This window comes from Dyadobacter chenwenxiniae (genome assembly GCF_022869785.1).
GTDB classification, from domain to species: Bacteria; Bacteroidota; Bacteroidia; order Cytophagales; family Spirosomataceae; genus Dyadobacter; species Dyadobacter chenwenxiniae.
Genome location: NZ_CP094997.1, coordinates 4,438,267 through 4,450,461 on the forward strand (window position 1 = coordinate 4,438,267; position 12,195 = coordinate 4,450,461).

The 12,195-nt window shown below is 43.3% G+C and carries 9 protein-coding genes; 6 read left to right on the forward strand and 3 right to left on the reverse strand.

Annotated elements, in window-relative coordinates; translation table 11 throughout:
* The first annotated feature begins 202 nt into the window (after positions 1 to 202).
* From MUK70_RS18860 to MUK70_RS18880, 5 genes are all read left to right on the forward strand, one after another.
* A complete protein-coding gene (locus MUK70_RS18860; RefSeq protein ID WP_234654508.1) occupies positions 203 to 1,204 on the forward strand; it encodes a sugar transferase in 1,002 nt (333 codons plus the stop codon).
* 41 nt (positions 1,205 to 1,245) lie between these two features.
* A complete protein-coding gene (locus tag MUK70_RS18865; RefSeq protein ID WP_234654510.1) occupies positions 1,246 to 2,661 on the forward strand; it encodes a capsule assembly Wzi family protein in 1,416 nt (471 codons plus the stop codon).
* A gap of 68 nt (positions 2,662 to 2,729) precedes the next feature.
* Positions 2,730 to 4,151, forward strand: coding sequence for a capsule assembly Wzi family protein (locus MUK70_RS18870; RefSeq protein WP_234654512.1), 1,422 nt, complete (start codon positions 2,730 to 2,732; stop codon positions 4,149 to 4,151).
* 103 nt (positions 4,152 to 4,254) lie between these two features.
* Positions 4,255 to 4,830: a hypothetical protein gene (locus MUK70_RS18875; protein WP_244784461.1), complete on the forward strand. Its 576-nt coding sequence runs from the start codon at positions 4,255 to 4,257 to the stop codon at positions 4,828 to 4,830.
* A gap of 59 nt (positions 4,831 to 4,889) precedes the next feature.
* Positions 4,890 to 5,726, forward strand: a complete 837-nt coding sequence (locus MUK70_RS18880) for a capsule assembly Wzi family protein (protein WP_244784462.1) — start codon at positions 4,890 to 4,892, stop codon at positions 5,724 to 5,726.
* Between the two features lie 42 nt (positions 5,727 to 5,768).
* Here the strand turns inward: MUK70_RS18880 and MUK70_RS18885 are convergent, their stop codons facing one another.
* Positions 5,769 to 6,161: an HIT family protein gene (locus MUK70_RS18885; protein WP_234654516.1), complete on the reverse strand. Its 393-nt coding sequence runs from the start codon at positions 6,159 to 6,161 to the stop codon at positions 5,769 to 5,771.
* Positions 6,162 to 6,289: 128 nt separating this feature from the next.
* Here MUK70_RS18885 and MUK70_RS18890 point away from each other — a divergent pair, with 128 nt between their 5' ends.
* On the forward strand, positions 6,290 to 7,000 hold the full coding sequence (locus MUK70_RS18890) for a 3-keto-disaccharide hydrolase (RefSeq protein ID WP_234654518.1): 711 nt from the start codon (positions 6,290 to 6,292) through the stop codon (positions 6,998 to 7,000).
* Here the strand turns inward: MUK70_RS18890 and MUK70_RS18895 are convergent.
* Positions 6,995 to 10,993 (reverse strand): AAA domain-containing protein, encoded by a 3,999-nt coding sequence (locus MUK70_RS18895; protein WP_234654520.1) that lies wholly within the window; start codon positions 10,991 to 10,993, stop codon positions 6,995 to 6,997. The two genes, MUK70_RS18890 and MUK70_RS18895, sit on opposite strands and share 6 nt — an antisense overlap.
* A gap of 28 nt (positions 10,994 to 11,021) precedes the next feature.
* Positions 11,022 to 12,089, reverse strand: a complete 1,068-nt coding sequence (locus MUK70_RS18900; protein WP_234654521.1) for a TerC/Alx family metal homeostasis membrane protein — start codon at positions 12,087 to 12,089, stop codon at positions 11,022 to 11,024.
* Positions 12,090 to 12,195 lie beyond the last annotated feature (106 nt).

A 12,195-nucleotide genomic window follows, 5' to 3' on the forward strand; every position in this document is an offset into this window, starting at 1 on the left:
TTATGAAATACTTAACGATCCCCTCCCTTTCCATAATTTATCCGGTACGCCTTTTGTTTATTGGTTTTAATTATCGGCCTTAAAATAGCTGAAACCTGCCGAAGGTTCACTATAACGCGCGAAATGTTTCAACTTAAAAATTTTTAGGTTATAATTGCATTCTTTTTAGCACACGCTTTTAATTTACTATTGCCGCACACATATGGATCAAACTTCTGTTTCTAATCGAAAGTACGTACATCGATTGTTGAGCAAAAACGCTTCTACCGATGAAATTCTGATTATCACAAGTTATGACTATTTTCTTCAAAAGTACGACCTCAAGCTTCTCCGCCGGATTTACAGGGAGATCGTACTAGTTCCGCACACCGCAGACGACGATTACCTGATTAACTACACGGTAAGGCCTTTACTGGACAAGTTTGAAAAAGTTCACCTGGTTACCAATCCGCATTATGACAAGCGCAACAAGGTAATTTACGAGCTGGTTATTCGAAAAAACAAATCGATCCGTATTACAACAGTTTACGACTTTTGCGAAAAGAGTTTAAAGAAGGTTTACATTCCTGACGACATTTCGGAATTAAATCCCAATATAACCAGCATGCCGGCTTTCGGCAAAAGAGTGAGATACCCAAAGAAAATTATCGACGTATCCGTATCCATCATTCTGTTTACTCTGACATTACCCCTCTGGATTTTAAGCTATTTCAGAATCAAATTGCAGTCTCCGGGTCCTGTCTTCTATTATCAGGAAAGAGTGGGCATGGATAACAAGTCATTTAAATGTATCAAATTTAGGTCTATGTCATTAGACGCTGAGTCTAATGGGGCCACTTTCTCAAAGAAAAACGATTCCAGAACATTTTCTTACGGATCATTTATGAGAATGAGCCGTATCGATGAGCTTCCGCAGATTATCAATATATTCAAAAGAGATCTGTCACTGATAGGTCCCAGGCCGGAAAGACAGGTTTTTACAGAAACTTTTGACGAGCTGATTCCCTACTACAATAGCAGACATGCGATTAAACCCGGAATCACCGGCTACGCACAAGTAATGTATTCCTATGGAGCAGGAGTCTTTGATGCGCGCCATAAATTGATGTATGATCTTTATTACATCAAAAACTGGTCCTTACTTCTCGAATTTAAAATCATCTTGCTTACTGCTGTTGTTATCTTCGGCAAGAGAGGCCGCTAGACTAATTCCCCGACTTATTTTTCGCAGCTAAAAGGTTCTGCATGAGGAATTTATTCTTAATGCTGCTACTTTATGTAGCAACGCAGGCAGGCGGTTTCTCTCAGGATTCAACATTCACTTATTCTGCGGAAATTAAAGGCTCCCTGGCTTCAACACAAACGCCATACTTATTGCACACCAATACGTATGGCGTAATTCCGACAAACGGCTCATTTTTGCTTGCGCAGGCAAGCTTATTCAAAGTTTACAACCAGCATAATCCCCGCTTTTTCCAATGGTCGGGAGGAGCCGAGTTCGTTGCCAGGGCTAATAAGTCATCTTCTGTCTTTTTTTCAGACCTCTTTCTGGCTGCCAAAGCGGGTCCAATCGAACTTAGTGTTGGGCAACGGAAGGAATTTTATGGCTTGGGCGACACTTTAATCACGAGCGGCGCGGTTGCCATGTCTTCCAATGCGAGGCCCTATCCCAAAATCCAAATCTCAACAACCCGTTTCGTTAACATAATTCCAAAAAATGACATTGTAGCCTTCAAATTCACCTATTCTGATGGATTGTTGGGTCCAGCAAAATCGATTTACGGAAATGTGTTGACTGTGCCGGAAACATATCTGCATCAAAAAGCAATTTATATCAAACTAGGTAGAAAAAGCCACATTCTAAACCTGTTTGCCGGGTTCAATCACCAGGTAATGTGGGGCGGGGAAGATAAAATTTTCTCCGGTGGCCTGCAACGATCCGAAGCATATGGTTACGTTGTCCTTGGCAAGCCCTGGGCGGCAAGCAGGGTTGGAAATCACTTTGGCACAATTGATTTCGGCATGCAATTGCAAGGAAAAGCCTGGACGACGTTTTTGTATCGCCAAAGCATTTACGAAGACGGCTCCATAGCCAACATTTCCAACATACGTGACGGACTTAATGGACTGAGATTTAAAAGAAACAGCCGCATATATGAGGGCTTCAAGCTAAATACTGTACTGCTCGAATACATTTACACAAAACATCAGGGAGGAGATGTGTTTGATTTTGTATCAGGGACGTTCGGACGGGACAATTATTTTAATCATTACGTTTACAGCCAAGGTTGGTCATATAAAGGCCGAACGCTGGGAACCCCGCTGATCGCACCCCAACATTTGATGAGAGATGAATTAAGGAGTTCCACAAACCTGTTTACAGCCAATAACCGCCTGATTGCATTTCATGCAGGGATTGAAGCCTCTCTTAACAAGGCAACATTTCTTTTTAAAGCCAGCCATTCCATCAATTCAGGGACCTATAACAAGCCGTTTCGCAGTTCGCTAGACCAGACATCGCTGCTGGCCCGGATGGAAACTCCTTTGAAGTTCATGAATGAAAGTCAACTGAACCTGTCTTTAGGCACGGATTTTGGACATTTTTACCCAAACAACACTGCTATTTTGATTGGATGGAGAAAATTCGGTTTTATCAGATAACTTTGGGAAATCAACTCAGTCCCTTAATGAGTAATTTTTACATTTAAATGCCCGTCCCAATCTCTCAGATGCGAGTCTGCCTTTTTGCCGTAATTGCCTGTCTCGCGTTAAATGCTCACGCCCAAGACTCAACTATTTATTATAGAGCCAGCTTGTTGTTGTCTGGCGCAACGGATCAAACCCCTTTCTGGGCACATGCAAACCAGAATGGCAACATTCCCATGGACGGGAATTTTGGTCTGGTTAATGCTGGCGTATACAAGGTTTACAATCCTCACGATCCCAGGATTTTCCAGTGGAGCGGTGGCATTCAAGGCATTGCGGGTTATGGAAAGAATGGCAAAGCATTTCTCTCTGATGCGTACATCGCCGGGAAAATCGGAAAAGTTGAAATACTGGCAGGTCAGAAAAGCAACGTCGTGGGGCTGATGGACACCACAATGACATCAGGTTCGTTGTCCGTTGCTGGGAACTCCAGGCCATTTCCCCGCGTACAGATAGCAATTCCGGAATATCTTCCGCTCTATATAACTAACAATCTTTTATCTTTTAAATTCTCTTACTCCGAGGGCTATTTAGGAAGCAGCAGGCTCAACTACGGGATTGAAAGAGAAGTTTCATACACCTACTTCCACCAAAAGTCCCTGTATTTTCGGTTTGGCAAGCCTACTGGCCGTTTGAATGTTTATGTAGGAGCGAATCATCAGGCAGTTTGGGGCGGAGAAGATAAAATTATCCCGCTATATAACCCTGAACCGCTGAAAGCTTATTGGTATACAATCTCAGGTAAAACGTTGAATTTCAACAAAATTGGAAATCACTTCGGAACTGTTGACTTAGGCGCAGAATGGCGAGGAAAGACTTGGTCTTACTTTGTTTACAGACAGAACATTTATGAGACAGGCTCACTTTTCAGTATTATCAACTTCGATGATGGCTTGAACGGCGTAAGGGTTAAAAGAATCAAACCGCTGCCTGCCGGATCAAACCGGTTTGCGTTCCAGAGTTTTTTATTGGAGGCTGTTGGTACCAACAGCCAGGTTAACAAATCACCATTGTCAGGTCTGGCGATTTATGAGAAGGGAAATTATTACAATAGTTACATTTATGAACGCGGGTGGTCTTATTATAATCGCGGGATTGGCACGCCGCTGGCCCCGTCGTCCCACATTACACGCCCGTCATTACCCGTCAATGCTTCGGAGTTTACCAATAATAACAGATTCTGGGCGTTTCATACTGGTATCACAGCTTCTTGGCTTAAAACATATTTTGGGCTCAGAGGCACCTATTCGAAGAATTCCGGTTCTCTATTGAGCCCTTTTGACTCGAAGAAAGAACAGATTTCAATATCGCTTACGGCGGAAAGAAACCTTAAATTATTTAACGGTTGTAGCGTTTTTACTAACATTACTGCTGATTTTGGTGAACTTTATCCTGATTCTCAGGGCTTGATCGTTGGTTTGAGGAAAAGTGGACTTTTGAATTAGGTTTACTTTCGCTATTACCGTTATGTCCAATATGAATAGCAAAAAGTTATACTTATTTTTGTCAAATGTCGCATTATACACATCACGAAAAAAGCTTGAGGGTATGCCTATGAAAATCTTTCCGATCCTACAATTTCTGCTTTGTATTTCAATTGCCGGCTTTTCTCAATCAGAGCCTGCGCAGGTGACTGAATATGCAGATTCTACACAAAATTTTGTTGAAATAGCCGGTTTTGGAAGCAACAATTCGCACACGCCTTTTTGGATCCAGGCCAATCAATTTGGCACAGTTCCATTAGATGTCCCGGCAGGTTCTGCACGGGTTTCTCTTGAAAATTACTGGTCACTTTCTTCTTCCTGGCGCGCGGGAGTGGGCGTTGAAGCCGTAGGAATTTTGAATGAACACAACAAAATCCTTTTGCCTCAACTGCATGCAACATTGAAATTCAAAAATTGGGAGCTTTTTGTAGGAAGAAAAAAGCAACATATAGGCCTTGCTGATTCAACACTGGGAACAGGTTCTTACGCCTGGTCAGGTAACGCGCTTCCGATTCCGAAAATTTCCATTGGAACGAGCGGCTTTGTTGCAGTGCCATTTAACAAAAGGCTGGATTTCTTTCAATGCTTTTTACTCAGACGGTTTTTTCGAGAAAGGCCGGCCGGCGACAAGTGGGCTTAAATTTCATCAAAAGGCCTTTTATGCTCGCATAGGAAAAGTGAATTCTAAATTAAAATTGTATGGCGGTTTCAAACCATCAGGTACAATGGGGTGGCAAATCAAAGTTTTTGGTTGCTGAAAGCGGAAATCTGCCGGATGGTCTGTCAAACTATATCAATGCGGTATTTGGCACTATTGGCGGACACGGCGACGATGTCACACACTTTGACAGCACCAACCGCGTTGGTAACCACTTAGGCTCGCTGGACGTCGCTATTGAAGTGGAAACCTATGGAACCAGCATTCACCTTTACCGGCAATTTATCTATGAGGACGGTTCCCTGTTTTATTTTGAAGGCATCTTTGATGGCCTGAATGGTTTGAGGATCAGAAGGAAAAATTCGTACGGATCCAACTTTGAGGTTACCGAGGGGGTTTTAGAGTTCCTTTACACCAAAGATCAAGGCGGAGATCAGTTTGAAGGTGGAAATGGAAAAAAGCGTGGAAATGATAACTATTTCAATAATCAGCAAATCCGCGACGGCTGGTCTTATTATGACCGCACCATTGGAACTCCATTTATTCCTCCTACTTCACAAACCAGCTGGAAATGGCCCGCTTACAACAATTTTACCAGCAATAACCGGGTGATGGTTTGGCATGTTGGCCTTAAGGGAACATTATTCAGAAACATCCAATGGCACACTAAACTTTCTTATTCCGACAATTCAGGCACTTACAGGGCTCGTTTCCTAGGTTCTCCCAAACAGTTTTCCGGCATCATAGGCGCTCAAACCCATGTGAATGCATTAGGCGGAATGACTATCAAAGGCTCTTATGCCAGCGACATGGGTGATTTATATCGCAAAACGCAAGGATTTATGCTTGGGATCAGGAAAGATTTTTCCTTTAATTAACCAAATTCTACTCTTCATTCCCTCAGATATTCCGCCGTCGAACTATCTGATCTCCGCCCGGATTTTTGCAGCCAGCGCCGCGAGTTGTTCCTGTGAAGTATTCATTTTTTTAGAGAAGTCCGCGTCCGCCATGCTGTTCAACGGGAGCAGGTGAATGTGCGTATGAGGCACTTCTAAACCAATGACTGTCAATCCGATACGCAAACAAGGAACAACTTTTTGCAAGGCGGGAACAATGCTTCTTGCAAAGAGAAAAAGGTCCGAATATTCTTTTTGTTCCAAATCAAAAATGTAATCCACCTCTCTTTTCGGGATCACCAATGTATGTCCGGCTGTGATCGGAAACGCGTCCAGAAATGCAAGGAAATCATCCGTTTCCGCAATTTTATGACTTGGTATTTCTCCCTTTACAATCTTTGAAAATATAGATGCCATCAGATTATCAATTAAATATCGTTTAGTTGAAGAGTTCAGTGACGAATCGTCCCAGATCTTTCCTCAAATAAGTAATTAAAAACTGAAAAGTACTTAATATTGTGTTCCAAAACTTTAACAGCAAGAATATGAATTTTACAAATTGGCGTGCTTTCACAAAGGCAAGCGTAGTCGCATTATTTTCACTGGCTTTCATTTCTAACACCGCAGAAGCGCAGGAAAAGGGGAAATGGGTGAAATTATTCGACGGCAAAAGTCTGAACGGCTGGCATAGCTGGCAGTCCGACGAAGTGTTGCCACAATGGAAAGTGGAAGATGGCGTTATTGTGCTTGCAGAAAAAGGCGGCAAGGACCTCGTTACAGATAAAGAATACGGTGACTTCGAACTTGAGCTGGAATGGAAAATTTCAGAAGGCGGTAACAGCGGCATCATTTACCACGTAATCGAAGACAAAAAATATTGCTGCCCCTACTCCACCGGACCAGAAATCCAGATCTTGGACGACGTTAAGCACCCTGATGCAAAGGCCGGAAAAGCTGGAAATCACAAGTCAGGATCACTTTACGATATGCTTCCGCCAACCGATTTTGCAGCTGTAAAACCTGCGGGAGAATGGAATAAAGCCAAAGTGGTTATCAAAGGCGGCCGCGGCGAAAGCTGGTTGAACGGCAAAAAAGTAGTTGAATTTGCTGCGCAAGGCGGCGAATGGGATAAAATGGTTGCCGGCAGCAAGTTCAAAACATGGGAAGGTTTTGGTGCTTCTTCCAAAGGAAAAATCGCTTTGCAAGATCACGGAAACAAGGTGTCTTTCAGAAATATCCAGATTAAGGAGCTATAATCGCTCGTAATCCAGGGAGTTAGTCCAATACTCGCGGCTGTAAATCCGGCTATAAGGCCAGTTTTTCTGCTGCAAAAGAAGGGGTAAATAAGCGTGCGGTTCTTTTGACGATTTGCTGTAATGATACAAATCATCGTCTGTCAAAATCAATCCCTTGTAAACCCCTTCTTTTTTTATGGTAATGTCGCCAAAAGGCAACTCTTTTTGAAAATCAGCATGCTGATTCACAAGCTGATCTTTCAGCAACCAGTCTGACCTGAATTTTCCGGTCACAAAAGGCACCGGCACGAATTTCCCTTCCGACACATTTAATGCATATTCCAGATATGCTTTGAGGATTTTTGGGCCTGCATTGGCCGTCTGGTCCGTTTGGAGTTGAGAAGGCCAGAGGCTTGTCACAAAGTAGATCCGCTCTCTTGCGCGCGTTACGGCCACATTAAGCCTGTTTTCCCCACCCTGCATATTCAGGCTGCCAAATTGCATTGAGACCTTGCCTTTTTCGTCGGGCGCATAACCCATTGAAAAAATGATAATGTCTCTCTCGTCACCCTGAACGTTTTCAATGTTCTTGACAAACAGATCTTTGAAGAAAATATTTTCCCTTTCCAGCGCATCCTGAATAGCATTTTGCTGGTAAAAGTTAAATGTAACTACGCCTATGCTTTTGCCCGTTTCACCAACCTCTTTGATCAATTCAACGACTTGTGCAATCTCAACGAGGTTAATGTTATTTTTCCAAACGCCTTCCGTCTTAATGTATTGAATTCCAGGTTGCTCATCATTTATTGTTCTAAAATCGGGAAGTAACCTGAGGGTGTCTTTGTAAAAATTACGGTTTGAAAAATCAATCAGGTCTAATGAAAGACTGCGGTAATGTCCTGTAAGTTGATATTGATCAAGGGATTGAGCTGCCAAATCCAGTAACGATTCGATTTCAAGCGCAGCTGTATATTCCTCTTCCTCTCCTTTTTCTTCATAACGGATTTTGTACAAATCGCTGGGGGACAACTGCTTACTATCGCCTGTCACGACAACTTGCGAACCACGAAACGCCGCTGGCAATCCATATTCGGCATAACATTGCGACGCCTCGTCAAAAATCACAAGGTCAAATAATGCTGCTTGCATCGGAAAGACAGCCGAAACGGCTTCCGGCGAAGCCATCCAGCACGGAATCAGCGAAAAGACCTCATCTGTGTAGTTTTCAATCAATTTCCGGATCGGCCAGATCTTCCTTTTTTTCGTTACCTGATGTCCAAGCTCGCGGTAAGTTACGCGGTTACCAAGCCGGTTCTTCTCGATATCCTCGTAGGTAGCCTCCCTCAGCTTGATCCCGGTAATGTCCGTGCTCAGCTTTTGCTTTTCTTTAATGCTTTCTTGAAGGCTGTCTTCCCATTGTTTCATTTTCAATGAGGTTACCGCACGCAAATCGGGATACTTGCTTTCAATATGCTCGATCCAAGCCAGCCGGATACTATTTTCAAACAGATTGACAAATGCTTCGGAATGGAGCAGCTCCAACTTTTTGCTCTGTTCCATGATGATTTTGGTAACTGCATGTTCCGGCAAAGTCATATTTTCGGCCAGACTGTCCATATCCACCATAGAATCAAAATCTTTGGTCAATGATGTGGATAACTGCTGGCTGAATAAAGTCGGATCTTCCAATAATCGCCTAATCTGTTGGGGCAGTAAAAACGGCAACATAGCAGCTTCCAATTTGCTCCAAACACCAATCCAGGTTTTCAGGTCATAAATTGCTTGACTGAATGTCTGTTGATCGATACGCTCATGGGCAATGTGCCTTATAGTCAAGAACCAGGGATCAAGCGAAGCCCTTACGACCGCGTCGGCTGCGGCTTCGGATTTTTGGAAAAATGCAATGTATTGCGCGCCGACATCATTTTCGTTCAAATCAATGTATGCCGCCTCGAAATTCAAATTCCGGTTCGTAAGCCAACCTTCCAGCTCGATTCTGTTTTTTACTTTTATTTCCAGTTTCAAAAGATGGTCCAGCGAAGTCGAAAGGTCGTTTTGTTTCGCAACTTCTTCCACTTCCTTTTTCTCTTTGCCAAACATATTCCACCACAAACCCGAAACTGTTGCGCTATTGGCCTCGATAGATTTCCTTAAAATCTGCAAAAAGCCCGGTAACCTGCCAGCGGGCAGCGAAAATTCAATGCCGTCCTCTGCCAAAAATCCTTCGAGCGCATCTGTCGTCTGCCGGATAAACGCCAGCCGCTCGTGCGCGCTAGCGGGTGTAGCTATGTATTTTTTGAAAAGATTAAATGTTGTAGCATCCGAGATCAGCTCCGTAATGTCCGTCAGGCGCTCCGTAATCTCACTCTTTCTTTCCACATAATCCAACGAAAAAGGCTGCTTAGTCAAAACTTCGAATTTTTGCGCTTGCCTTGAAAACACTTCCGGCCATTCCGAAAGCATTTTTTCCATGCTGCGCAATTCACTCATCCCAAATTTTGCAAAACTCCTCCGTTTTGCCCACACATGTTCTGCAGGAAAATGTAAAACGTAAGCGCTATACGTTTTAAGCCTTCTCCCGAAATGATCCAGATTGTCGATTCTGAATGAACGGTAATGCTCTTTGATCTCAGCTTTCGGAGCCTTTTGATCACTTTTGAGGTAAAGCTCCTTAATGCTCACGCCACATTCCGACTCATCAAATAGCGCTTCCCGAAATGCATTTAAATCCTGAACTGTTTTGTCTATTGCGCGACTTTGCTGCGTGAACTGTCTTTCCAGGAAAACCGCATCCAGACTGTAATTTTGCTGTTTATACGCTTCAACTTGATCTATTTGTGATGCTAGCTGTCTGTAAAGCGCAGGCCGATCGTTCTTGAAATCATGGATAAGACCAACAAAATCCGTCATTCCAATGGTTTGCAAACGCTGATACACCACATCCAGCGCAACACGCTTTTGACAAACCAATAAAACACGCTTCCCCCTGGCCGCAAAATCGGCCATCAGATTACAAATAAGCTGCGATTTGCCACTTCCGGGAGGACCTTGGACAACAACAGATTTGCCCGATTTCACAGCCAGAATGATCTCTTCCTGTGACTGATCCACAGGAAATGGCGTCAATATCTCCTCCTCCCTGACTGTTTTATTTTTAAATGGCACATCCACAACATCCGTCTGTCCGTTCCAATCGGCTTCCAGTTCGTCTTCTCCCAGTAACGGGATCGTTAAAGATGTATCCTGGGCACTTTCAAGAAGCAAATTGTAATCCGGGACGAGATAAGAACCGGCTTGCGGAAAAATCCCGAGCACTGCTTCCGGAAATAGTTTCAGCTCCCCATTTCGTTCATCGGCAGCGAGTTCTGAGCTTTTCTGCGCATTGAAAATAACACACTTATCCTCAAAAAGCGCTTGGTTAAAATTGATTTTAAGCGGTGTGGTCTTTAACCATTCATATAAATGTGTCCGGAATTCCAGAAAATCCTTAGGGAAATCTTCAAACGATTTTTCAAGGATATCATCAGAAATGGCCGCCTCGTTGAAATGGGCATAGGCAAGCAAAAAGCTCGAATTGAGGATCACATTGCTTTCAGGGACTTCAAAAAGACACCATTGCTCGCGATCCATTTTCAAAGTAACCGGGAAAAACAAAAGCGGTGCATGAATGGGGGTTCCGTCGGAAAGTTTCCCTTTTACAAAAGGATAGCCCACATATAAATCGCGGGAACCGCGCTCCTCTTCGATAAAACGCTCTGTGCGAGCGATTTTCCGCAGCTTTTTACTGACTTCATTTACCTTTTCAAAACGGGAATCCGCAACGTCGCAAAGCGCAATGCGCGATTTTCCCGAAACCAATTGCTTAATAAGCTCAATCGAAGGCTTTTCAAGCAAAAAATCAGTTTCATGAAGATCCAGGAACTGCTCAGCAGGCAATCCGGCCAACAGCAACGATTTATTGCGCGTACTAAGGTTTGTAAGTCGTTTTAAATAAGCTTTCAGAATGCGATTCATAGATACTCAAACGATCCTGATTGCTTAACTATTGGATGGCCTCAGGTGTTGTTTCCTTTTTCTCCGGAAACACCACGGAAGCGAGAATACTCACTGCCAAAATGCCCAAAATCACATAAAGTGAATAAACCGTTTCAAATCCAGCGACCTCCAACTGGGTATGGAAGAGCATTTTCCCACCGATAAATACGAGCAAAACACCCAATCCGTATTTCAGGAAGCGGAAGAGGCCCATAATGTTGCTCAGGAAAAAGAACATGGAACGAAGCCCCATGATGGCGAAAATGTTGGAAAAGAAAACAACGTAAGGATCTTTTGTAACTGAAAAAACCGCCGGAACAGAGTCAACAGCAAAGATTAAATCGGTGAATTCAACAATCAGGACAACGACAAAAAGCGGTGTTACCAGCCACTTTCCTTTTTTCAAAACAAAGAAATGCTCGCGCACGTATCTTGGGAAAACGGGGAGATATTTTGAAGCAAATTTCACAACCGGATGTTTCGCCGGATCAATTTTTTCGTCCTTTCCTGCCTCGAAAAAGATCTTCCCGCCCTGATAAACCAGCAGCAACCCGAAGATGTAAATGATCCATTCGAAACGCTGCATCAATGCAGATCCAAGGAAAATAAAGATAAAACGCATTACAATGGCGCCTAAAACACCCCAGAAAAGCACTTTTTTGTAGTACTGCGGGCGAACACCAAAGGAAGAGAATATCAGAATGATAACGAAAATATTGTCAACCGAAAGCGCATATTCCAGCAGATAACCCGTGATGAATTCAAGGGACATGTTTTTCCGGTAAATCTCTAAGCTGCCTGCAAAGTCTCCGGGAATTAGCTTTAAATGTGGCGCATATTTGTCTTTTATTGCGGATAATTCTTCAAAACTGTCCATTCCGTGCACCAGGTCGCCATGCGTATTGATGATGACGTAGAAAACTAGCGCAAGGAATATCCACGCAACCGTCCAGGCGGCAGCTTCGCCAAACTTTACAACATGGTCTTTTTTATTAAATACCCCAAGGTCAAGAAGCAGCATTACGCTGATCACTAGAATAAACCCGCCAAAAAACAGCACTTCGTTGGAAAACATGAATGTATATTTTTTATAAAATAAATCGACTGAAAGACAGCATTGCCAATGAAACAGTAATCTAGGCAATCCTGTCAAAGGAGGCAAAGGTAATTAAAATATAAAG